This window comes from Citrobacter sp. wls718 (genome assembly GCF_005280945.1).
GTDB lineage: Bacteria > Pseudomonadota > Gammaproteobacteria > Enterobacterales > Enterobacteriaceae > Citrobacter > Citrobacter gillenii.
Map to the genome: position 1 here is coordinate 29,918 of NZ_SZWV01000068.1, position 22,904 is coordinate 52,821.

At 51.3% G+C, this 22,904-nt stretch carries 20 protein-coding genes; 14 read left to right on the plus strand and 6 right to left on the minus strand.

The window, feature by feature from the left end:
* The 4 genes from FDW95_RS23805 to FDW95_RS12810 all read left to right on the plus strand — a co-directional run.
* A partial coding sequence (locus FDW95_RS23805; RefSeq protein ID WP_249359072.1) for an MFS transporter occupies nt 1–547 on the plus strand: 547 nt, incomplete at its 5' end.
* A 21-nt stretch (nt 548–568) separates the two neighbouring features.
* Nucleotides 569–1,759 (plus strand): glycoside hydrolase family 88 protein, encoded by a 1,191-nt coding sequence (locus FDW95_RS12800; protein WP_115259055.1) that lies wholly within the window; start codon nt 569–571, stop codon nt 1,757–1,759.
* A 77-nt stretch (nt 1,760–1,836) separates the two neighbouring features.
* A complete protein-coding gene (locus FDW95_RS12805; protein ID WP_115259054.1) occupies nt 1,837–2,628 on the plus strand; it encodes an oligogalacturonate-specific porin KdgM family protein in 792 nt (263 codons plus the stop codon).
* Nucleotides 2,629–2,775: 147 nt separating this feature from the next.
* Complete coding sequence (locus FDW95_RS12810; protein WP_115259053.1) at nt 2,776–3,192, plus strand: hypothetical protein; 417 nt, start codon at nt 2,776–2,778, stop codon at nt 3,190–3,192.
* A 9-nt stretch (nt 3,193–3,201) separates the two neighbouring features.
* Here the strand turns inward: FDW95_RS12810 and FDW95_RS12815 are convergent, their stop codons facing one another.
* Nucleotides 3,202–4,251 carry an AbrB family transcriptional regulator gene (locus FDW95_RS12815; RefSeq protein WP_115259052.1) on the minus strand — a complete coding sequence of 350 codons (1,050 nt, stop codon included), beginning with the start codon at nt 4,249–4,251 and terminating at the stop codon, nt 3,202–3,204.
* Between the two features lie 174 nt (nt 4,252–4,425).
* Nucleotides 4,426–5,709 (minus strand): citrate synthase, encoded by a 1,284-nt coding sequence (locus FDW95_RS12820; RefSeq protein WP_115259051.1) that lies wholly within the window; start codon nt 5,707–5,709, stop codon nt 4,426–4,428.
* Nucleotides 5,710–6,403: 694 nt separating this feature from the next.
* Here FDW95_RS12820 and sdhC point away from each other — a divergent pair.
* The 9 genes from sdhC (at nt 6,404) to FDW95_RS12865 (ending at nt 17,316) form a co-directional block, all read left to right on the plus strand.
* A complete protein-coding gene (gene sdhC, locus FDW95_RS12825) occupies nt 6,404–6,808 on the plus strand; it encodes a succinate dehydrogenase cytochrome b556 subunit (protein WP_161959010.1) in 405 nt (134 codons plus the stop codon).
* Complete coding sequence (sdhD, locus tag FDW95_RS12830) at nt 6,802–7,149, plus strand: succinate dehydrogenase membrane anchor subunit (protein ID WP_115259050.1); 348 nt, start codon at nt 6,802–6,804, stop codon at nt 7,147–7,149. The genes sdhC and sdhD overlap by 7 nt, the downstream gene beginning before the upstream one ends.
* Nucleotides 7,149–8,915 (plus strand): succinate dehydrogenase flavoprotein subunit, encoded by a 1,767-nt coding sequence (gene sdhA / locus FDW95_RS12835; protein WP_115259049.1) that lies wholly within the window; start codon nt 7,149–7,151, stop codon nt 8,913–8,915. Before sdhD ends, sdhA begins: the two co-directional genes overlap by 1 nt.
* A 15-nt stretch (nt 8,916–8,930) precedes the next feature.
* The gene (gene sdhB / locus FDW95_RS12840) at nt 8,931–9,647 is read left to right on the plus strand and encodes a succinate dehydrogenase iron-sulfur subunit SdhB (protein ID WP_115259048.1); all 717 of its coding nucleotides are present in this window, start codon (nt 8,931–8,933) and stop codon (nt 9,645–9,647) included.
* Nucleotides 9,648–10,032: 385 nt separating this feature from the next.
* A complete protein-coding gene (gene sucA, locus FDW95_RS12845; RefSeq protein ID WP_115259047.1) occupies nt 10,033–12,831 on the plus strand; it encodes a 2-oxoglutarate dehydrogenase E1 component in 2,799 nt (932 codons plus the stop codon).
* 14 nt (nt 12,832–12,845) lie between these two features.
* Nucleotides 12,846–14,069: a 2-oxoglutarate dehydrogenase complex dihydrolipoyllysine-residue succinyltransferase gene (odhB, locus tag FDW95_RS12850; protein ID WP_115259046.1), complete on the plus strand. Its 1,224-nt coding sequence runs from the start codon at nt 12,846–12,848 to the stop codon at nt 14,067–14,069.
* A gap of 91 nt (nt 14,070–14,160) precedes the next feature.
* On the plus strand, nt 14,161–15,327 hold the full coding sequence (gene sucC, locus FDW95_RS12855; protein WP_096757838.1) for an ADP-forming succinate--CoA ligase subunit beta: 1,167 nt from the start codon (nt 14,161–14,163) through the stop codon (nt 15,325–15,327).
* On the plus strand, nt 15,327–16,196 hold the full coding sequence (sucD, locus tag FDW95_RS12860) for a succinate--CoA ligase subunit alpha (RefSeq protein WP_115259045.1): 870 nt from the start codon (nt 15,327–15,329) through the stop codon (nt 16,194–16,196). The genes sucC and sucD overlap by 1 nt, the downstream gene beginning before the upstream one ends.
* A gap of 226 nt (nt 16,197–16,422) precedes the next feature.
* A complete protein-coding gene (locus tag FDW95_RS12865) occupies nt 16,423–17,316 on the plus strand; it encodes a PocR ligand-binding domain-containing protein (protein ID WP_115259044.1) in 894 nt (297 codons plus the stop codon).
* On the opposite strand, the gene cobA is transcribed toward FDW95_RS12865, so the two are convergent.
* Complete coding sequence (gene cobA / locus FDW95_RS12870) at nt 17,295–18,083, minus strand: uroporphyrinogen-III C-methyltransferase (protein ID WP_115259043.1); 789 nt, start codon at nt 18,081–18,083, stop codon at nt 17,295–17,297. The genes FDW95_RS12865 and cobA overlap by 22 nt on opposite strands.
* Nucleotides 18,084–18,488: 405 nt before the next feature.
* Here cobA and FDW95_RS12875 point away from each other — a divergent pair, with 405 nt between their 5' ends.
* Nucleotides 18,489–19,391 (plus strand): LysR substrate-binding domain-containing protein, encoded by a 903-nt coding sequence (locus FDW95_RS12875; protein WP_115259042.1) that lies wholly within the window; start codon nt 18,489–18,491, stop codon nt 19,389–19,391.
* Between the two features lie 82 nt (nt 19,392–19,473).
* On the opposite strand, the gene cobO is transcribed toward FDW95_RS12875, so the two are convergent.
* The 3 genes from cobO to glsA all read right to left on the minus strand — a co-directional run bounded on the left by cobO (nt 19,474) and on the right by glsA (nt 22,863).
* A complete protein-coding gene (cobO, locus tag FDW95_RS12880) occupies nt 19,474–20,076 on the minus strand; it encodes a cob(I)yrinic acid a,c-diamide adenosyltransferase (protein ID WP_115259041.1) in 603 nt (200 codons plus the stop codon).
* Between the two features lie 9 nt (nt 20,077–20,085).
* Nucleotides 20,086–21,738, minus strand: a complete 1,653-nt coding sequence (locus FDW95_RS12885; protein ID WP_115259040.1) for a class I fumarate hydratase — start codon at nt 21,736–21,738, stop codon at nt 20,086–20,088.
* 123 nt (nt 21,739–21,861) lie between these two features.
* Nucleotides 21,862–22,863, minus strand: coding sequence for a glutaminase A (glsA, locus tag FDW95_RS12890; protein ID WP_115259039.1), 1,002 nt, complete (start codon nt 22,861–22,863; stop codon nt 21,862–21,864).
* Nucleotides 22,864–22,904 lie beyond the last annotated feature (41 nt).

The window sequence follows — 22,904 nt, forward strand, 5'->3', positions numbered from 1 at the left end:
GCAGCAGTTTTCCCGCTATTTCGTCACCTTCTTTAGCACTAAAGAAGAAGGGAATGCGATGTTTGGCTATATGAGTACCGCACAGTCTGCGGCTGAGTTCTTCGGCATGATGCTGGTTCCTGCCATTATCAACCGCATTGGCGCAAAGCAGGGGATGATCCTGACTGGACTGGTTATCAGCTTGCGCCTGATTATTTCTGGTTTAACCAACGATCCACTGATTATCTGCCTGGTCAAACCACTATACGGAATCGAAATTGCGTTAATCCTGGTTTCGGTCTTTAAGTATATTGCCGAGCACTTCGACAAACGCGTCAACGCGACAATGTACCTGCTGGGTTATCAAGCCATGATTTACGTCGGTTCCATCGTCGTGGCGCCACCTGCTGGCTATGCCTACCAAACCATCGGTTTTGAACATACCTATTTGATTATGGGGGTGATTGCGCTGGTATTTACCGGAATATCAGCCATCACGCTATCAACCTGTTATCAGCATAAAAAAGCCGCCATCACTTCGCCCCAGGGGCAAGAAGCTATTCACTAAAGCAGAGAAAACGAGAGAATTATGTCTGAGTTTATCCGTAAAGAATCGATTGCCCACTACGCCCTTCGCTCCGGAGAAAGGGCGGCCATTGCGCTGAAAATACGTGAAGCGATGCCAATCATTTTAAATGCTATCGATAGAAACAGCGCTTATTTTGGTCAGCGATTTCCTGATGCTGCTTGCAAAAATAGCGTGTACCCGATAATCGACAATCAGGAATGGACGACCAGTTTCTGGACCGGGCAACTGTGGCTGGCCTGGGAATGGACGGGAAAGTCAGCGTACCGTGCGCTGGCGGAACAGCACGTTCATTCCTTTGGCAAGCGTATCGCCACACGTGATTGCACCAATCACCATGACTTGGGTTTTCTGTACAGCCTGTCTTGTATTGCTGCCACTAAATTGACCGGTGATCGACAAGCGAAGTATATCGTGCTGCAGGCGGCGGAAGCGTTGATGGAGCGTTATAACGACAAATGCGGCATTATTCAGGCCTGGGGAGAACTGGATAATCCCGAACAACAGGGCAGGATGATCATCGACTGTAATATGAATCTGCCGCTGCTGTACCAGGCGAGTGAGTTAACCGGCGATCCGCGATATGCCGAGGCAGCGAAGATGCATATTGAACAAGCCAGACGCTATATTGTGCGTGACGATGGTTCGACGTTTCACACGTATTACATGGATGTTGATACCGGCGAGCCGCGATTCGGGAATACCCACCAGGGTTTCTCCGATGATTCCTGTTGGTCACGAGGGCAGGCTTGGGGAGTGTACGGGTTTCTGCTGAACTACCTGTATACCGGTGATGATAAACTGCTGGAACTGAGCCAGACGTTGGCAAACTACTTTATCAATCGCCTACCGGAAGATCTGATTTGCTACTGGGATCTGGCGTTGACCGATCCCAACAGTGAAAAGGACAGTTCCGCCGGCGCTATTCTCGCTTGCGCGTTGCTGGAACTGGTGAAACAACTACCCGTGACGCATCCAGATCGTGAAAGCTATGAAACTCTGGCATTACGCATGATTGAGCGGATGCTTGATGGTTATCTCAATACTACGCATAAAGCCGGCGAAGGATTATTAAAACATTCTGTTTATTACTTTAAAGGTAATATCGGGGTCAATGAATGCTGTGCCTGGGGGGATTATTTTCTGATGGAGGCACTCGTTCGAGCAACGTCATGCTGGAATAGTTACTGGTAATTACCCACCCCTCTGCTAAATAATTATATCTTTATTAGGTAGGGGGATTTTATCTCTGTATCGGCAAGGATTATAAAGTGAACAACAATTATATTAATAAGGCCACATTATTGGCCGTATTGCTCATGCCTTCCGCTGGTGTTTTTGCGGATAATAATGTTAATACAACGACGACTCCGCAGGTAACGTCGACACCCTTTACTACCGTCTACTTCGCGCCAAGAACGCAATATCGCACTGCCAGCAAGGGGTTTTTACAAAGGCTGATGCTAACCGGTGTAGTGCAGGATCCTGACAGTATATTTAAGCGTATGTACTGGAGTTTTGAGACTGATGCTGATTTAGGTAAAAATATGGAGCAGTGGAAAAGTAGCTATCAGGAGGCTGAATTTAATAAACCTTTTCCACTCGGAGATAGTCAGTTCTGGCTTGAGCCAGGCATCGTTTTTCACTGGGAATCCGCAGGCTCTCGCGTCGATCCTTACTTCGGCGTAGGTTATCACTTTGATCCTACGTTGGGTGCGGTATTACGTTACCGCTATAATCATCAGAATCATGACAGCGAAACATTGCAGGGTGACTGGGATGATTCCTCAGAGCACCGTGTTGATATTTATTTAACAAAATACTTCACCCCAAATTTCTGGGTGCAATATAATCCGACGTACTACAGTAAAACCCATGGTGATAAATTCGTTTATGCCAACGGAAAAAATCATACGCTCCAGCATAACTTTGTTTTTAACTTTCATACCACGCCACGGTTTTATCCGTTTTTCGAACTTGGCTATCTGGATAAATACCAGGATGGCAATGATACAAAAAATGAATATCAGATAAGGGTTGGCTTTAAGTATAATTTAAACTAGCTATCGGATTGATGGCTAGGAATCTGGTTGTTTAATTGTTGTGTAAGACATTTACATTGCTTAAACTGCTTGCTTTCAGGAGTATCTGTGATTTACAGATACTTTCCTGATGATAGACGACTTCAGGGAAATGAGCAGGAGTGGAATATGGATGTTAATCGTTATTTTTGTACCGCCTTACTTATCGCAACAGCCGGTTTCTTTGCCGCGTCGGCCAGTGCTGCTGAATCGGTAGCCCCTCAATGTGAGTCCGGACCGCGGGATATGGAATATATTTATGAACACGGAGCCCAGACTCGTTGTTTTTATCCTGCCATGACGCTGGAAGAAACGTATCAGGCACTGAGAAAAGCACGGTCGGACCGTCAAAACCTGACACCCACGTTGACCCCAGGTAAGGATCGTAAAATAGAAAATCTTGGGGATACGGATCTCGTGGAATATGTCTGGAAAGGCAAAAACAATCTGCATATTACGCAGAATTTTCCGGGTGGTATGACCGAGTTTATGTTTACCGTGGATAAATCCGGAACGACCGTGACGGAGATTGGGCACCCGGATTAACGCCCCGCGTTAAGACGGCGGTTTTCTCAGCGCATGTGCCGAGATAAAGCGGGCGATGGCCGGCCCGGTGAGCAAAATGCTGAACAGTCGCAGGGTTTGCATCGCCATGATCAGCGCCATATCGGCGTGGCTCCCTGCGGCAATTACCGCGACGGAGTCCACTCCGCCTGGGCTGGTCGCCAGATAGGCAGTGAGAAAATCTATCTGCATGTAATGCGCCAGTCCCCAGGCCATAGCGGCGCAAATCGCCATCAGTGAAAAAATGGACAACAGGATCTGTGGCAACGGGCGCAGCGCCATAAAAAAAATCTGCTTGTCAAAACCGAGACCAATTTGCCAACCGATGGCCATATAGGCTATCGCCAGCAGCCATTCCGGCAGTTCAATCACCATCACGCCGCCTGCGTTCAGCAGCGCGCCAGCCAGCATCGGCAGCAGCATCACGCCTGAAGGTATACGCAGTAAGCGTCCGGCAGTACCAGCCACCACGGCCAGCAACAGGGTGCTGAACAAATTGCTGCTCAGCGGCGGAAACCAGACCATTTGCTCGCTGACCGCTTGCGCCCGATCGCCCATTACCAGTCGGGTGACCAGTGCCGCAGCGCCAACCACCAATAGCACGCGCAGATACTGCATAAACGCCACCAGACGGATATCGGCGCCATATTCCTGGGCCATCGCAACCATTGCCGCCGCACCGCCGGGTGAAGATCCCCACGCGCCGGTATTGCCCGGCAGCTTACTGTAGCGAACCAACAACCAGCCTATTGCGGTGCTGGAGATAAGGGTCGCCAGCAGGATGGCAATCACCACCGGCCAGTGTGCCGCCAGCGTTGTAAAAATGGAGCCGGTGAGGTTTTGCGCAATCATGCAGCCGAGAATGGCCTGCGCAGCAAGAAAGGTACAGCGAGGCGGGTGCAGGGCAATGCCACGCAAACTGAACAATATGCCAACGATCATTGAACCGAGCAGTAGCGGTCCCGGGAGATGGATAAACAAAAAGAGCAGGGAAAGAAGTAATGACAGCACAAACAATGCGGCCCACTGCAAAACAGGCATCCCATGCTCCTGAGTATCATTAAGTAACACTCAGTAAATCATAGAGAAAGCTGGATGAAAACAACGGGAGTCAAGAAAAAGAAAGAATGTGCCGGGCATAGCAAGATGCGGATTATCCGGCCTACGGAAATAAAAACGTAGGCCGGATAAGCGATAGCGCCATCCGGCAGAGAATTAGCGCTTAATATCAGCCTTAAAATCACGCTTGTCGTAGCCGGTGTACAGCTGACGAGGACGGGCGATTTTCATGCCGTCGGTGTGCATTTCGTTCCAGTGAGCAATCCAGCCAACGGTACGCGCCATGGCAAAGATTACGGTGAACATGGAAGACGGAATGCCCATCGCTTTCAGAATGATACCGGAGTAGAAGTCGACGTTCGGGTACAGTTTCTTCTCGATGAAGTACGGGTCGTTCAGCGCGATGTGCTCAAGCTCCATCGCCACTTCCAGCAGATCATCTTTAGTGCCCAGTTCTTTTAGCACTTCATGGCAGGTTTCACGCATCACGGTGGCGCGCGGGTCATAGTTTTTGTAAACACGGTGACCAAAGCCCATCAGGCGGAAAGAGTCATTTTTGTCTTTCGCGCGGCGCACAAATTCTGGAATGTGTTTAACCGAGCTGATTTCTTCCAGCATCTTCAGTGCAGCTTCGTTTGCGCCGCCGTGTGCCGGTCCCCACAGGGAAGCAATACCGGCAGCGATACAGGCAAACGGGTTAGCGCCGGAAGAGCCCGCGGTACGTACGGTAGAGGTTGAGGCGTTCTGTTCGTGGTCGGCGTGCAGGATCAGAATACGGTCCATTGCGCGTTCCAGGATCGGATTCACTTCGTATTTTTCGCACGGCGTGGAGAACATCATGTTCAGGAAGTTACCGGCGTAAGACAGATCATTGCGCGGGTAAACAAACGGCTGGCCGATGGAGTATTTGTAGCACATTGCGGCCATGGTCGGCATTTTGGACAGCAGACGGAAGGCGGCAATTTCACGATGGCGCGGATTATTCACGTCCAGAGAATCGTGGTAGAACGCAGCCAGCGCCCCGGTGACACCGCACATCACGGCCATCGGGTGGGAGTCGCGGCGGAAACCGTGGAACAGACGGGTGATCTGCTCGTGGATCATGGTATGGCGAGTGACCGTGGTTTTGAACTCGTCGTACTCTTCCTGCGTCGGTTTTTCACCGTACAGCAGGATATAACACACTTCCAGATAGTTAGATTCGGTTGCCAACTGGTCAATCGGGAAGCCGCGATGCAGCAAAATACCTTCGTCACCGTCGATGAACGTAATTTTGGATTCGCAGGATGCGGTAGAGGTGAAACCTGGGTCAAAAGTAAACATGCCTTTTGAGCCAAGGCTACGAATATCAATAACGTCCTGACCGAGCGTGCCTTTTAGCACATCCAGTTCGATAGCAGTATCACCGTTTAGAGTGAGTTTTGCTTTAGTATCAGCCATTTACGGTCTCCTTAGCGCCTTATTGCTTAAGACTACTCAGGTGAGATCTGTTTCAACTCATCAATTAACCGTTACCACTTTGTTATTCGGCTCGCCGCTCTGCGAAGAGGAGAAAACCAGGGTACAGAGCAATGGGCGCTTGCAGGTAAATCAGTTAACTCATGGTGAATTAGCAACAAATCAACAACTTAGCAATCCGAATTATTAAACCTGTCTACACTAATAACTGTCCTGAATTCATTGGTCAACCTTTCCACACTGTTACATAACTTACTCATCGGTGAAAGAGTGACCCCATAACTTTTACGCATTATATGCTTTTTCTGGTGTCGTTTGTAACAAGTTTGTTTAATGATTGTCAAATCAGATGATTAAAAATTAAAATAATGTTGTTATCGTGACCTATGTCACTGTTCGGTATAAAACCCGACAAACTATATGTAGGTTAATTGTAATGATTTTGTGAACGTCCTATACTGCCGCCAGGTCTCCGGAATACCCTGCAATCCCGAGCCAACCAGCGTTGTAACGTGTCGTTTTAGCAACTGGAAGCAGTGTTTTATATGACGCGTAGTTATAGTAAGGACGCTGTCTGACCCGCACGCAGACCGGAGGAAGGAAATCCCGTCGTCTTTCAGGCAACAGGAGTCTTCATCTTCTGTACCCGAAGTCTAAAGGGAATAATAAGAGCAGCATGTGGGCGTTATTCATGATAAGAAATGTGAAAAAACAAAGACCTGTCAATCTGGATCTGCAAACGATTCGGTTCCCAATCACGGCGATAGCGTCCATTCTCCATCGCGTATCTGGAGTGATCACCTTCGTGGCGGTCGGGATACTGTTGTGGTTATTGGGTACCAGCCTTTCCTCCCCTGAAGGTTTCCTCGCGGCGTCTTCCATTATGAATAACTTCTTTGTGGAGTTAATTCTGTGGGGAATTCTGATAGCGCTGGCCTACCACGCCGTCATGGGCATTCGCCATCTGTTGATGGATTTTGGCTACATCGAAGAAACCCTCGAAGCAGGGACGCGTTCTGCCAAAATTTCTTTTGTTATCATTGTCGTGCTTTCACTTCTCGCAGGAGTCCTCGTATGGTAAGCAACGCCTCCGCATTAGGACGCAACGGCGTACATGACTTCATTCTGGTCCGTGCTACAGCTATCGTTCTGACGTTATACATCATCTATATGGTCGGCTTCTTCGCCACCAGTGGCACGCTGACCTGGGAAATCTGGACCGGTTTCTTCTCATCGGCATTCACCAAAGTCTTCACCCTGCTGGCACTGTTTTCTATCTTGATTCATGCCTGGATTGGCATGTGGCAGGTGTTGACCGACTACGTTAAACCACTGGCCGTGCGCCTGATTCTGCAACTGGCGATTGTCGTTGCACTGGTGGTTTACGTCATTTATGGATTCGTTGTGGTGTGGGGTGTGTAATGAAACTGCCAGTCAGAGAATTTGATGCTGTTGTGATTGGTGCCGGTGGCGCAGGTATGCGCGCGGCGCTGCAAATTTCCCAGAGCGGCCAGACCTGTGCGCTGCTCTCCAAAGTGTTCCCAACCCGTTCCCATACTGTTTCCGCGCAGGGTGGCATCACCGTTGCGCTCGGTAATACCCATGAAGATAACTGGGAATGGCACATGTACGACACCGTTAAAGGGTCGGATTACATTGGTGACCAGGACGCGATTGAATATATGTGTAAGACCGGCCCGGAAGCGATTCTGGAACTGGACCATATGGGCCTGCCGTTCTCGCGTCTTGACGATGGCACTATCTATCAACGTCCGTTTGGTGGCCAGTCGAAAAACTTCGGCGGCGAGCAGGCGGCACGTACTGCAGCAGCAGCTGACCGTACCGGTCATGCGCTGTTGCACACGCTGTATCAGCAGAACCTGAAAAACCATACCACCATTTTCTCTGAGTGGTACGCGCTGGATCTGGTGAAAAATGCCGATGGCGCAGTGGTCGGTTGTACCGCGCTGTGTATCGAAACCGGTGAAGTGGTTTACTTCAAAGCCCGCGCCACCGTGCTGGCGACCGGCGGCGCAGGCCGTATTTACCAGTCCACCACCAACGCGCATATCAATACCGGTGACGGCGTTGGCATGGCAATCCGTGCCGGTGTACCGGTGCAGGATATGGAAATGTGGCAGTTCCACCCAACCGGTATCGCCGGGGCAGGGGTTCTGGTCACTGAAGGTTGCCGTGGTGAAGGCGGTTACCTGCTGAACAAACACGGCGAGCGCTTTATGGAGCGTTATGCCCCGAATGCGAAAGACCTGGCGGGTCGTGACGTGGTGGCGCGTTCTATCATGATCGAAATCCGTGAAGGTCGTGGCTGTGACGGTCCATGGGGCCCACACGCCAAGCTGAAACTCGACCATCTGGGTAAAGAGGTTCTTGAGTCCCGTCTGCCGGGCATCCTTGAACTCTCCCGTACCTTTGCTCACGTTGACCCGGTGAAAGAACCTATTCCGGTTATCCCAACCTGCCACTACATGATGGGCGGCGTGCCGACCAAAGTGACCGGCCAGGCGCTGACCGTGAACGAGCAGGGCGAAGACGTAGTGATTCCTGGGCTGTTTGCGGTGGGCGAAATCGCCTGCGTATCGGTTCACGGCGCCAACCGTCTGGGCGGCAACTCGCTGCTGGATCTGGTGGTGTTCGGTCGTGCGGTGGGTCTGCATCTGCAGGAATCTATCGCCGAGCAGGGTGACCTTCGCGATGCAACAGAAGACGAGATTGATGCTTCTCTGGAACGACTGAACCGCTGGAACGGCAACCGTGACGGCGAAGATCCTGTGGTCATCCGTAAAGCGCTGCAGGAATGTATGCAGCATAACTTCTCGGTATTCCGTGAAGGTGACGCGATGGCGAAGGGTCTTGAAGAGCTGAAGGTGATTCGTGAGCGCCTGAAAAATGCCCGTCTGGATGATACCTCCAGCGAGTTCAACACCCAGCGCGTTGAGTGTCTGGAGTTGGATAACCTGATGGAAACTGCTTACGCCACGGCGGTGTCTGCAAACTTCCGTACCGAAAGCCGTGGCGCGCATAGCCGCTTCGACTTCCCGGAACGTGACGATGAAAACTGGCTGTGCCATTCCCTGTACCTGCCAGAATCGGAATCCATGACACGACGTCAGGTCAACATGGAACCGAAACTGCGCCCGGCATTCCCGCCGAAGATTCGTACTTATTAATGCGGAGACAGGACAATGAAACTCGAGTTTTCAGTTTATCGTTATAACCCGGACGTAGACGATGCTCCGCATATGCAGGATTACACCCTGGAAGCGGAAGAAGGTCGCGACATGATGCTGCTGGATGCGTTGATGCAGCTGAAGGAAAAAGACCCGTCACTGTCGTTCCGTCGCTCTTGCCGTGAAGGCGTTTGTGGCTCCGACGGCCTGAACATGAACGGCAAAAATGGTCTGGCCTGTATCACACCCATTTCTGCGCTGAATCAGCCGGGCAAAAAAATTGTCATCCGCCCGTTGCCGGGTTTACCGGTGGTGCGCGATTTGGTGGTAGACATGGGGCAATTCTACGCACAGTATGAGAAGATTAAACCTTACTTGTTGAATAATGGGAAAAATCCACCGGCTCGTGAGCATTTACAAATGCCTGAGCAGCGTGAGAAGCTCGATGGGCTGTATGAATGTATTTTATGTGCATGCTGCTCAACGTCCTGCCCGTCATTCTGGTGGAATCCGGACAAGTTTGTTGGCCCGGCGGGTCTGCTGGCTGCGTACCGCTTCCTGATTGACAGTCGCGATACCGAGACCGACAGTCGCCTGGAAGGTTTAAGTGACGCTTTCAGCGTATTCCGCTGCCATAGCATCATGAACTGCGTCAGTGTATGTCCTAAGGGGCTGAACCCGACGCGCGCTATCGGCCATATTAAGTCGATGCTGCTGAAGCGTAGTGCATAAGTTGTTGTTGCCGGATGGCGACGTAAACGTCTTATCCGGCCTACGGGATTGTACCTGTAGGCCTGATAAGTGAAGCGCCATCAGGCAAATCGTTAATGCAGGAAACCTCTAAAAACTGCCTCTTATCTCTGACAGTTTTTAAAGGTTCCTTCGCGAGCCAAACAAAAAGAGCTCGCAAGTGAACCCCGGCACGCATACGCGTATGCGTGGTAGTATCCACGGCGAAATACTCGTCATAGTTCAGGTTGCATGTGCGTTGGCTGCACTTGCTCACCCCGGTCACTTACTGGCTGTAAGCTCCCTGGGATTCGCAAGCTTGCCGCCTTCCTGAAACGTGAACTATTTAGAGTATTAAATAAGCAGAAAAGATGCTTAAGGGATCACGATGCAGAACAGCGCTTTGAAAGCCTGGTTGGACTCTTCTTACCTCTCTGGTTCGAACCAGAGTTGGATAGAACAGCTCTATGAAGACTTCTTAACCGACCCTGACTCGGTAGATGCTAACTGGCGTTCGACGTTCCAGCAGTTACCTGGTACCGGAGTCAAACCGGATCAACTCCATTCAAAAACGCGTGATTATTTCCGTCGTCAGGCGTTGGCTACCCCACGTTACTCTTCTATTTCCGACCCTGATGCCAATGTGAAGCAGGTTAAAGTCCTGCAGCTCATCAACGCATACCGTTTCCGCGGCCATCAGCATGCGAATCTCGATCCGCTGGGACTGTGGCAGCAAGAAAACGTGGCCGATCTGGATCCGTCTTTCCACGATCTGACCGAAGCCGATCTTCAGGAAAGCTTTAACGTCGGTTCTTTTGCCGGTGGCAAAGATACGATGAAGCTGGGCGAGTTACTGGAAGCACTGAAGCAAACTTACTGCGGCCCGATTGGCGCCGAGTACATGCACATCACCAGCACCGAAGAGAAACGCTGGCTTCAACAGCGTATCGAATCCGGTCGCGCGGCGTTCAGTGGCGAAGAGAAAAAACGTTTCCTCAGTGAACTGACCGCAGCAGAAGGTCTGGAGCGCTACCTGGGGGCCAAGTTCCCGGGTGCTAAACGCTTCTCGCTGGAAGGTGGTGATGCGTTAATTCCGATGCTCAAAGAGATGATTCGCCATGCCGGCAACAGCGGCACGCGTGAAGTGGTTCTGGGCATGGCGCACCGTGGTCGTTTGAACGTGCTGGTGAACGTGCTGGGTAAACGTCCACAAGAACTGTTCGACGAATTTGCGGGCAAACATAAAGAGCACCTCGGTACCGGTGACGTGAAGTACCACATGGGCTTCTCATCGGATATCGAAACCGAAGGCGGTCTGGTTCACCTGGCGCTGGCGTTTAACCCGTCGCACCTGGAAATCGTCAGCCCGGTGGTTATCGGTTCCGTTCGTGCGCGTCTGGACAGACTGGATGAGCCGAGCAGCAATAAAGTTCTGCCGATCACCATTCACGGTGACGCAGCGGTAACCGGGCAGGGCGTGGTTCAGGAAACCCTGAACATGTCGAAAGCGCGTGGCTACGAAGTCGGCGGCACCGTTCGTATCGTTATCAACAACCAGGTCGGATTCACCACCTCTAACCCACTGGATGCGCGTTCCACGCCGTATTGCACCGACATTGGTAAGATGGTGATGGCGCCGATTTTCCACGTCAATGCGGATGACCCGGAAGCGGTCGCTTTCGTGACGCGTCTGGCGCTGGATTTCCGTAATACCTTTAAACGCGATGTGTTCATTGATCTGGTGTGCTACCGCCGTCACGGCCATAACGAAGCCGACGAGCCGAGCGCAACCCAGCCGCTGATGTATCAGAAAATCAAAAAACACCCGACTCCGCGCAAAATCTACGCTGACAAACTGGAAACCGATAAAGTTGTTACGCTGGAAGACGCGACCGAAATGGTCAACCTGTATCGTGATGCGTTAGATGCGGGTGAATGCGTGGTGAAAGAGTGGCGTCCAATGAACATGCACTCCTTCACCTGGTCACCGTACCTCAACCACGATTGGGATGAGAACTACCCGAGCAAGGTTGAAATGAAGCGTTTGCAGGAACTGGCAAAACGCATCAGTACCGTACCTGAAGCGGTTGAAATGCAGTCGCGCGTCGCCAAGATTTACGGTGACCGTCAGTCAATGGCTGCCGGCGAGAAGCTGTTCGACTGGGGTGGCGCTGAGAATCTGGCCTACGCCACGCTGGTAGACGAAGGCATTCCGGTTCGTCTGTCGGGTGAAGACTCTGGTCGCGGGACCTTCTTCCACCGCCATGCGGTGATCCACAACCAGGCGAACGGTTCAACCTACACCCCATTGCAGCACGTGCATAACGGTCAGGGCACGTTCCGCGTATGGGACTCCGTTCTGTCTGAAGAAGCGGTGCTGGCATTTGAATACGGCTACGCCACGGCTGAGCCGCGCACGCTGACCATCTGGGAAGCACAGTTTGGCGACTTCGCCAACGGCGCACAGGTGGTTATCGACCAGTTCATCTCCTCTGGCGAGCAGAAATGGGGCCGCATGTGTGGTCTGGTGATGCTGCTGCCGCACGGCTATGAAGGTCAGGGTCCGGAGCACTCCTCCGCGCGTCTGGAACGTTATCTGCAACTCTGCGCCGAGCAGAACATGCAGGTTTGCGTCCCGTCTACCCCGGCTCAGGTGTACCACATGCTGCGTCGTCAGGCGCTGCGCGGTATGCGCCGTCCACTGGTGGTGATGTCACCGAAGTCATTGCTGCGTCATCCGCTGGCGGTGTCCACGCTGGACGAACTGGCTAACGGTGCGTTTCTGCCAGCCATTGGCGAGATTGATGAGCTGGATCCGAAAGGCGTGAAGCGCGTTGTAATGTGTTCTGGTAAGGTTTATTACGACCTGCTGGAGCAACGCCGCAAGAATGGTCAGAAAGATGTTGCCATTGTGCGCATCGAACAGCTTTATCCGTTCCCGCATAAAGCGATGCAGGACGTGTTGAAACAGTACGCTCACGTACATGATTTTGTCTGGTGCCAGGAAGAGCCGCTCAACCAGGGCGCATGGTACTGCAGCCAGCATCATTTCCGTGAAGTGATTCCATTTGGGTCTGCTCTGCGTTACGCAGGTCGCCCGGCCTCTGCCTCACCGGCAGTAGGATATATGTCCGTTCACCAGAAGCAGCAACAAGATCTGGTAAATGACGCGCTGAACGTCGATTAAATAAAGGATAAATAATGAGTAGCGTAGATATTCTTGTTCCCGACCTGCCTGAATCTGTGGCTGACGCAACCGTAGCGACCTGGCATAAAAAACCGGGCGATAGCGTTAAGCGCGATGAAGTGCTGGTAGAAATCGAAACTGACAAAGTGGTACTGGAAGTACCGGCATCAGCGGACGGTATTCTTGATGCGGTTCTGGAAGATGAAGGGACAACCGTCACGTCTCGCCAGATCCTCGGTCGCCTGCGTGAAGGTAACAGCGCCGGGAAAGAGACCAGCGCCAAGTCTGAAGAAAAAGATTCTACTCCGGCGCAGCGCCAGCAGGCCTCGCTCTCCGAGCAGAATAACGATGCCCTGAGCCCGGCGATTCGTCGCCTGCTGGGTGAGCATAACCTCGAAGCCAGCGCCATTAATGGTACCGGCGTCGGCGGCCGCATCACTCGTGAAGATGTTGAAAAACATCTGGCTAAAGCTCCGGCAGCGAAAGCGGAAGCCAAAGCACCGGCAGCCGCATCTGCCGCTCAACCTGCACTGGGTGCGCGTGGTGAGAAACGTGTTCCGATGACCCGTCTGCGTAAACGCGTGGCCGAGCGTCTGCTGGAAGCGAAAAACTCCACCGCGATGCTGACGACCTTCAACGAAGTCAACATGAAGCCAATCATGGATCTGCGTAAGCAGTACGGTGATGCGTTTGAAAAACGTCACGGTATCCGTCTGGGCTTTATGTCGTTCTACGTGAAAGCCGTGGTTGAAGCGCTGAAACGCTTCCCGGAAGTCAACGCCTCTATCGATGGCGATGACGTGGTGTATCACAACTACTTTGATGTCAGCATGGCGGTCTCTACGCCGCGCGGCCTGGTGACTCCGGTTCTGCGCAATGTTGACCTGCTGGGTATGGCTGACATTGAGAAAAATATCAAAGAACTGGCAGTGAAAGGTCGCGACGGCAAGTTGACGGTCGAGGATCTGACGGGCGGGAACTTCACTATCACTAACGGTGGTGTGTTCGGTTCCTTGATGTCTACGCCGATCATCAACCCGCCGCAGAGCGCCATCCTGGGTATGCATGCCATCAAAGACAGGCCGATGGCGGTAGACGGCAAGGTTGAAATCCTGCCGATGATGTATCTGGCGCTGTCTTATGACCACCGTCTGATCGATGGTCGTGAGTCAGTGGGCTTCCTGGTGACCATTAAAGAGTTGCTGGAAGATCCAACGCGTCTGCTGTTAGACGTGTAACTATAAAGAGTATCACCTGCCCCGTAGGTCTGCGGCCTTATCAGGCCTACGGGTTATAAGATAACGATTACCTGAAGGATGGACAGAACACATGAACTTACATGAATATCAGGCAAAACAACTTTTTGCCCGCTATGGCTTACCGGCACCGGTGGGTTATGCCTGTACTACTCCGCGTGAAGCCGAAGAAGCTGCCTCTAAAATCGGCGCAGGTCCATGGGTAGTAAAATGTCAGGTTCACGCTGGTGGCCGCGGTAAAGCGGGCGGTGTGAAGGTCGTTAACAGCAAAGAAGACATTCGCGCTTTTGCTGAACACTGGCTGGGTAAACGTCTGGTCACTTACCAGACGGACGCCAATGGCCAACCGGTAAATCAGATTCTGGTTGAAGCTGCGACCGATATTGGTAAAGAACTTTACCTCGGCGCAGTGGTTGACCGTAGCTCCCGTCGCGTGGTCTTTATGGCCTCTACCGAAGGCGGCGTGGAAATCGAAAAAGTCGCGGAAGAAACCCCGCACCTGATCCACAAAGTCGCACTGGATCCGCTGGCGGGCCCAATGCCGTATCAGGGACGTGAGCTGGCATTCAAACTGGGTCTGGAAGGTAAACAGGTTCAGCAGTTCACCAAAATCTTTATGGGTCTGGCGACCATCTTCCTTGAGCGTGACCTGGCGCTGATCGAAATCAACCCGTTGGTTGTCACCAAGCAAGGCGACCTGATTTGCCTCGACGGCAAACTGGGTGCTGACGGCAACGCACTGTTCCGCCAGGCTGACCTGCGCGAAATGCGCGACCAGTCTCAGGAAGATCCGCGTGAAGCGCAGGCAGCACAGTGGGAGCTGAACTACGTTGCGCTGGATGGCAACATCGGTTGCATGGTTAACGGCGCGGGCCTGGCGATGGGCACCATGGACATCGTTAAGCTGCACGGCGGCGAACCGGCTAACTTCCTCGACGTTGGCGGCGGCGCGACCAAAGAGCGCGTGACCGAAGCGTTCAAAATCATCCTTTCTGACGACAATGTTAAAGCCGTTCTGGTTAACATCTTCGGCGGTATCGTACGTTGCGACCTGATCGCTGACGGTATCATCGGCGCGGTAGCGGAAGTGGGCGTTAACGTACCTGTTGTTGTCCGTCTGGAAGGCAACAATGCCGAACTCGGCGCGAAAAAATTGGCTGACAGCGGCCTGAATATTATTGCAGCGAAAAGTCTGACGGATGCAGCTCAGCAGGTTGTTGCCGCAGTGGAGGGGAAATAATGTCCGTTTTAATTAATAAAGATACCAAGGTAATCTGCCAGGGCTTCACCGGCAGCCAGGGGACATTCCACTCAGAACAAGCGATTGCTTACGGTACACAAATGGTCGGTGGCGTTACGCCGGGCAAAGGCGGCACCACCCATCTGGGTCTGCCGGTGTTCAACACCGTACGTGAAGCGGTAGAAGCGACCGGCGCGACTGCGTCAGTTATCTACGTACCGGCACCGTTCTGCAAAGACTCCATTCTGGAAGCTGTCAACGCGGGCATCAAACTGATCATCACCATCACCGAAGGTATTCCGACGCTGGATATGCTGACCGTGAAAGTGGCGCTGGATGAAGCAGGCGTGCGTATGATTGGCCCGAACTGCCCAGGCGTTATCACCCCGGGCGAATGCAAAATCGGTATCATGCCGGGTCACATTCACAAACCGGGCAAAGTGGGCATCGTTTCCCGTTCCGGTACGCTGACCTATGAAGCGGTTAAGCAGACCACTGACTACGGTTTCGGCCAGTCCACCTGTGTGGGCATCGGTGGGGATCCAATCCCTGGTTCTAACTTTATCGACATTCTGAAGCTGTTCCAGGAAGATCCGCAAACCGAAGCGATTGTCATGATCGGTGAGATCGGCGGCAGCGCGGAAGAGGAAGCCGCAGCCTACATTAAAGATCATGTGACCAAACCGGTTGTCGGCTACATCGCTGGCGTGACCGCGCCGAAAGGCAAACGTATGGGCCATGCGGGCGCGATTATCTCTGGTGGTAAAGGGACAGCGGATGAGAAGTTCGCTGCACTGGAAGCCGCTGGTGTGAAAACCGTACGCAGCCTGGCCGATATCGGCGAAGCGCTGAAGACCGTGATTAAGTAATAAGTAAAAAAACAGCCCTGACTATCAATATGGTCAAGGGCTGTTCCCGTTTCGGCATGGTTGGCCATCTGATGATGGCCTTTTTTATTTTCTGCAATCCACTATCTTGAAATTTGATCACAATCATCTTCACAAATGAGATTATTTTTTGCGGTCAGCATCATTCTTTCTTTAGACTAAATTCTGCATATTACCGGCTTTAATATCAACATTGCCGGAGGATGGCGTGCCGCTGAAAATTAAGGATGACGACTTACAGTGTTTTTTCTCCATCGCCGATGTTTTTGCCAGAGCGACAGGATTAGCGACGGTAGTGATTGATGTTACAGGCAAGGTGATATCGGATTGCCATAATTTTAACGCATTCTGTACACTCATGCGTACCAATGAACAGTACCGAGCGAGTTGTCAAAAGTGTGATAAGTATTGCGCTTTTGAAGGGTTAAAACAGCTAAAACCAAGAATACTCTGCTGTTATGCAGGATTAAGCCTCTTCTCAATGCCACTCATTAATGAAGGGAATCTTTGCGGTTTTATTATCTGTGGCCAAGTACGAGCCAAATATCAGGAATATAAAACAATAGTTATAGATGAGCAATCACAATGGATGAGCGACCCTGAAATAAAGGCTGCATGGGAACGCGTGATTGTTGTGGATAATAATATATTGACCGCGTCGGCAAACTTACTGAACTTTATTGTTAATAATTATGAACAAAAGGATAAGGTAGATGAAATGGTTAATAATCCTAAAGTAAGTACCCCGCAGATTTATTTTACTGAGCTTTCCCGGCATGAAAAGAAACTCATGGAAGCGCTACGTTATATTGATGAGAATTTATATAGTGAGCTATCTCTTGAATCCGTGGCAGCGCATGTTTGTTTGAGCGCTAACTATTTTAGCCGCTTCTTTAAGAAGCGTCAGGGAGTGAATTTTAAAACATGGGTGAATCAGAAGAAAATGCAAAAAGCGGGCGAGTTATTGCATGATCCTGTGCATTCAATAGACAGCATTGCCCGGAAACTTCAGTACGCGCAAACCAGTTACTTTTGCCGTGTTTTCCGGGCGGCGCATCAAACGTCACCCCAGTCTTTTCGTCACGCGAGACTTTCGCAGTAGAGGCTTTCCGGTAGCGTGAGGGCTTCAGGAATAAAAGACAGTCTGTCGCTTAGGGTCACAACCTCACCGATAACGATCAGCGCGGGTGGCGCGATGTTCGCTTCCTGCGCTTTGTTCAGTAATGACCCCAATGTACAAGTCAGTCGGCGCTGATTCTCCCGCGTAGCGGACATGATAATAGCGGCGGGGGTGTCGGCAGATTTTCCCCCCATGAGCAACTCTTCACAAATAAACGCCAGATTGGCGATCCCCATCACGATAACCAGCGTACCGTTGAGTTTGGCCAGCTGACGCCAGTCCTGCTGCTGATTTCCTTCACGCATATGACCGGTGACCACGTGAAATCCTGAAGCATAATCGCGATGCGTGACTGGAATACCGGCGCAGGTCAGGCCGCCAATAGTGGAACTGATGCCGGGTACGACTTCAAAAGGTATGCCGATTTCCACGAGATCCTCAACTTCTTCAGCCCCCCGGCCAAACACGTAAGGATCGCCGCCTTTTAAGCGCACGATATGGTGATGGGTTTCAGCATACTGGACCAGCAACGCGTTGATTTCATCCTGTGGCACACAATGAAAGCCCGGATTTTTGCCGACATTGATGAGCTGGCAATCAGGTGCCGCCCATTCCAAAATTTTAGGATTGACCAGCCTGTCGTAAATAATGACATCGGCCTGCTTAATGCACATCATTGCTTTGAGGGTGAGTAACGATATATCACCGGGACCGGCGCCAACGAGCCAGACCTTTCCGAAAGTTTTCACATTGTGTCCTTTATCACGTCTAACATTAGAATGGCAGAAACTATATCAAGGAATGATTAAAAGCAGTCGTTTGCCGGGTGGTTATAACACTAAATTATCCTAAAATATCGCAGCAATAATATTGATTAAACTCGCATAGTTTTTTCTGCAATAAACAAGATCATTTGAAAAATTATTAAGAACTTATAAGCACTATTTGCCCATGTTTAACCTTATTTAAATTGTGTTTATTGCCCGGCTTGCGTATTATTGGTTAATATTTATCCGCCTCAGTGTGAGTAAATCATGGATTGGATCAATGACATCAATGGACAAAATAAAATATAACTTTCGATGCTTGTCTGGGTGTAATGAAATTTATTTTATAAATTAAACTTATTTTGTACGCTGCATATGGAAGAGGTTATGAGAGGAAAAATACCGAAGACGGAGTTGCTGGTAACTTTTGAAGTGGTTGCGCGTCACGAAAGTTATACCCGGGCAGCAGAAGAGCTTGCGTTGACACAAAGTGCTGTTTTTCGCCAGGTGAATGCGCTGGAGGACTTTCTAAATACAGCGCTATTTAATCATGCCAAAAAGCGAATTTTCTTAAATGCGGCAGGGAAGCATTATTTAACTATCGTCAAGGAAACGCTTAACAAACTGGAACGTGACACCACCACCATAATGACCTGGCAACCGACCGTGCAGGTTATTGAGTTGGCGGTTAATCCTACGTTTAGTACGCACTGGCTGATTCCTAACTTACGTGAGTTCAATAAACTTAACCCTGATATTATCGTTAATATTCACTCTTTGGCGAATATCGGCGATTTTCTCAATCGCGAATACGACGCGGCAATCATGCGGGAAGATTTTTACTCGCCATGGTCTGGGGTGGAGTACCTTTTCGAAGAGGAAATTTTACCTGTATGCAGCAGATGTTTGCTGACGGAAGCCGATCGCAAATTGGCTGTTAATGATCTGCTGAATGAGTTTCCTCTGCTGCACCAAAGCACGCGTATCAAAGGCTGGCAGGAGTGGTTTGCCTTGTCTGATGTCAGCAGTCCGTTAGTCAATAAAGGTCCGCGCTTTGATTTGCTCTCGATGCTGATTGCGGCGGTACGCTCGAATCTGGGCGTTGCGTTGTTACCGCGATTTGCTATTCAGCACGATCTGGACTGCGGTGATATGGTCATTCCCTGCGATGTCCCGATGCGTACCGGTAACCGATTCATTATGACGTGGCGTGAAGAGAAGGCGGAATCTCCGCATTTACAGACATTTCGTAACTGGTTACTCAGCAAGTCAGTGGTATCGGCTGCCTGATGGCGGTGTGCGTCTTATCTGGCCTACACCGATCGGTAGGCCGGATAAGACGCGTTAGCATCGCCATCCGGCAAAAGAGCCGCTACCAGTCGATGCCAACCTGCGCCTGAATACCGCTATCAAACGCGTGCTTGACCGGGCGCATCTCACTGACCGTATCGGCAAGTTCCAGTAAAAGCGTGTGGCATCCACGGCCTGTGACGATTACGCTCTGTCCGGCAGGACGATTCTCGATAGCGCCGATCACCTCCTGCGTATCCAGATAGTGGTATGCCAACATATACGTCAATTCATCCAGCACCACCAGATCGTACTGCGCATCGGCGAGCATGCGCTTACTTTCCTGCCAGACCACCGTTGCTGCCGCAATATCCGCTTCCTTGTTCTGGGTTTCCCAGGTAAAGCCGGTGCCCATAATATGGAATTCAACGCCGAGCGGATGTAGCGTGTTGTATTCGCCATTATCCCACTGGCCTTTAATAAACTGCGCGACGCCAACGGTTTTTCCATGGCCGACCGCGCGCGTTGCGGTACCAAAGGCGGCTGTAGATTTCCCTTTACCGTTGCCGGTGAAGACAATCAAAATCCCTTTCTTTTCCGTTGCCGCCGCCACGCGGGTATCAACCTGATCTTTCAGTTTCTGCTGACGCTGGCGGTGCCTGTCGTCATTGGCTCGCGCTTCCATTGTTGCTCCTTAATGTCCTGCAGGGCAGGTTGTGCAGCGATGCTGCTGCTCAAACTGACTAAAGAAGTTGTTGCCTTTGTCATCCACTAATACAAAGGCGGGCATATTTTTCACTTCCATCATCCACACCGCTTCCATACCCAGTTCAGGATATTCAAGACAATGCAGGCTCTTCACATACTGCTGGGCCAGCAGCGCCGCTGCGCCGCCGATGCTTCCAAGGTTAAATCCACCATGCTTCTGACAAGCATCGGTCACCTGCTTGCTGCGATTGCCTTTTGACAACATGATCAAACTGCCGCCTGCTGCCTGGAAAGCATCGACATAACCGTCCATGCGCCCGCCGGTAGTGGGGCCCATTGAACCGCAGGCCAGATTGTTAGGCGTTTTGGCGGGACCGGCGTAATACACAATGTGATTTTTCATGTATTCCGGCATCGGTTCGCCGTTATCCAGACGTTCTTTGATCTTGGCATGGGCGATATCGCGGGCAACGACAATTGGGCCGCTGAGTGACAGTCGGGTGCCAATCGGCAGCGCGGACAGATCCTGCATGATCTCGCGCAGCGGACGATCCAGATTCAGTTGTACGGTCTGACCGCTGTTTTCTACGCGCTGAGAATCGGGAATAAATTTTCCCGGATTATGTTCAAGTTTCTCCAGCCAGATACCGTGCTTATTAATTTTGGCTTTAATATTGCGGTCTGCAGAGCAGGAGAGGGCCATGGCGATAGGGCAGGAGCCACCGTGGCGTGGCAGGCGAATGACGCGAATGTCGTGCGCGAAGTATTTACCGCCAAACTGTGCGCCAATACCAAACTCGCGGCTGGCATTGAGCAACGCCGTCTCCAGTGCGGTATCGCGGAACGCCTGACCCAGTTCGTTGCCGCTGGTTGGCAGGTTATCGTAATATTTTGTTGAAGCCAGCTTAGCCACTTTCAGCGATTGATCGGCAGAGAGCCCGCCCACGACGAACGCAATGTGATACGGCGGACAGGCAGCGGTGCCCAGTGATTTCATTTTCTCGATCAGGAAGGCGGTGAGTTTTTCTGGCTGCAGAATGGACTTGGTTTCTTGATACAGCGCCGCTTTGTTGGCCGAGCCGCCGCCTTTATTGACGAACAGGAAGCGGTATTCGTTACCCGGAGTTGCACTGATGTCGATTTGCGCAGGCAGGTTCGTTTGGGTGTTGACCTCGGTGTACATATCCAACGGGGCATTTTGCGAATAGCGCAGGTTATTTTCCGTGAAGGTGGTATACACGCCTTTGCTTAATGCTTCCGCGTCATCGCCGCCGGTCCAGACCTGCTGTCCTTTGCTGGCAACAATCGTTGCGGTGCCGGTATCCTGGCAGTTGGGCAGTACGCCTTTGGCGGAAACTTCCGCATTGCGCAGCAGTTGAAGTGCGACATATTTATCGTTACTGCTGGCCTGCGGGTCGTGCAAAATGCTGGCTACTTGCTTCAAATGTCCGGCGCGCAGGAAAAAGGACGCTTCATAAAATGCCTGCTGTGCCAACAAGGTTAACGCCTCAGGCGCCACCTTGATCACTTCCTCTCCGTCTAACTCAGTTACCGTAACGTATTGGTTAGTGAGTAATTCATATTCTGTATTATCTTTACTCTGAACAAAGAGTTCCTGCCAGACAAATGGTTTAGACATTTTTACTTCTCACCTTTAGGTTTTTAGGTAACGTCGGTTCCGGCCAACAAAAAAGCAAACTTTGCTGACCGGAGAAGTTTTAGCGAGGAGGCCGGATACGCGTTAGCGCTATCCGGCACGGGCTTATTTCGCTAAAAAGACGTTGGCTTTTGTCGCTTCGGCGACATATTCGATAGTTTTCTGGGCACGAACGCTGTTACCGGCTTCATCCAGCGGCGGAGAATAAACAGCTATCGCATATTCACCCGGGACAACAGCAACCATTCCGCCGCCAACGCCGCTTTTCGCCGGCAGGCCGACGGTATACAGCCACTTGCCACTGCCGTCGTACAACCCGGCAATCGCCATTTCAGCCAATACTTGCGGCACATATTTTTCGTTCAACAACTGCTTGCCGTTAAACGGAGACTTTCCTTTGTTGGCGAGGACAGCACCCATTTTGGCCAGTTGCTCAACGGTGATATCGACTGAGCATTGACGGGTATAAATTTCAACGGCTTCGTCGGTGTCGCCATAGAAGCTGTTGTAGGATTCCATCAGCTTCGCCAGCGCCTGGTTGTGCTGGTTGGTATCCATTTCAGATTTGAACACCGGTTCGTTCACGGTCAGTTTGGCATCTGCCCAGACGTTCAGGTTATCGAGGATTTTGTTCCAACGATCGGTTTTGTCTTTGGCTTCAATCAGGCTAACGGTGCTCATTGCGCCGGCGTTAACCAGCGGGTTTTCCGGTGCGCCTTTAGTCAGTTCAACGGCTAAGCCTGAGTTGAATGGCATGCCGGTGGCATTGGCGCCGAGTTTATCCAGAACCACCTGTGGGCCATGCTGCTCCATAGCCAATGCCATGGTGAAGACTTTGCTCAGGGATTCCATCGGGAAGGGTTTGTTGACATCGCCAACCTGGTAGATTTTGCCGTCAACGGTGGCAATGGTGATGGCAAAATTTTTCGGGCTATAGGTCGCCAGAGCAGGGATATAGTCGGCGACTTTTCCGTCATTGTTACTTTTAAATTTCTGGTGTGCCTGTTCGATCAGTTTGGCGTAATCCGGCGTGGTTTGCGCGAACGTTGTTGCGCTAAACAAGACGCTGAAAGAAAAGAGACTTACGCCGAGAAGTGTTTTATTCATTGTGTTTTCCTGGTGGTGTTGTGAAAAAAGATCCGTAGACC

What these genes read in the sequence shown, in the direction of transcription:
- FDW95_RS12800 (WP_115259055.1), top strand. Translation starts at nt 569, where the DNA reads ATGTCTGAGTTTATCCGTAAAGAATCGATTGCCCACTACGCCCTTCGC.
- FDW95_RS12810 (WP_115259053.1), top strand. Translation starts at nt 2,776, where the DNA reads ATGGATGTTAATCGTTATTTTTGTACCGCCTTACTTATCGCAACAGCC.
- FDW95_RS12815 (WP_115259052.1), bottom strand. Translation starts at nt 4,251, where the DNA reads ATGCCTGTTTTGCAGTGGGCCGCATTGTTTGTGCTGTCATTACTTCTT.
- FDW95_RS12820 (WP_115259051.1), bottom strand. Translation starts at nt 5,709, where the DNA reads ATGGCTGATACTAAAGCAAAACTCACTCTAAACGGTGATACTGCTATC.
- sdhC (WP_161959010.1), top strand. Translation starts at nt 6,404, where the DNA reads ATGTGGGCGTTATTCATGATAAGAAATGTGAAAAAACAAAGACCTGTC.
- sdhD (WP_115259050.1), top strand. Translation starts at nt 6,802, where the DNA reads ATGGTAAGCAACGCCTCCGCATTAGGACGCAACGGCGTACATGACTTC.
- sdhA (WP_115259049.1), top strand. Translation starts at nt 7,149, where the DNA reads ATGAAACTGCCAGTCAGAGAATTTGATGCTGTTGTGATTGGTGCCGGT.
- sdhB (WP_115259048.1), top strand. Translation starts at nt 8,931, where the DNA reads ATGAAACTCGAGTTTTCAGTTTATCGTTATAACCCGGACGTAGACGAT.
- sucA (WP_115259047.1), top strand. Translation starts at nt 10,033, where the DNA reads ATGCAGAACAGCGCTTTGAAAGCCTGGTTGGACTCTTCTTACCTCTCT.
- odhB (WP_115259046.1), top strand. Translation starts at nt 12,846, where the DNA reads ATGAGTAGCGTAGATATTCTTGTTCCCGACCTGCCTGAATCTGTGGCT.
- sucC (WP_096757838.1), top strand. Translation starts at nt 14,161, where the DNA reads ATGAACTTACATGAATATCAGGCAAAACAACTTTTTGCCCGCTATGGC.
- sucD (WP_115259045.1), top strand. Translation starts at nt 15,327, where the DNA reads ATGTCCGTTTTAATTAATAAAGATACCAAGGTAATCTGCCAGGGCTTC.
- FDW95_RS12875 (WP_115259042.1), top strand. Translation starts at nt 18,489, where the DNA reads ATGAGAGGAAAAATACCGAAGACGGAGTTGCTGGTAACTTTTGAAGTG.
- cobO (WP_115259041.1), bottom strand. Translation starts at nt 20,076, where the DNA reads ATGGAAGCGCGAGCCAATGACGACAGGCACCGCCAGCGTCAGCAGAAA.
- FDW95_RS12885 (WP_115259040.1), bottom strand. Translation starts at nt 21,738, where the DNA reads ATGTCTAAACCATTTGTCTGGCAGGAACTCTTTGTTCAGAGTAAAGAT.
- glsA (WP_115259039.1), bottom strand. Translation starts at nt 22,863, where the DNA reads ATGAATAAAACACTTCTCGGCGTAAGTCTCTTTTCTTTCAGCGTCTTG.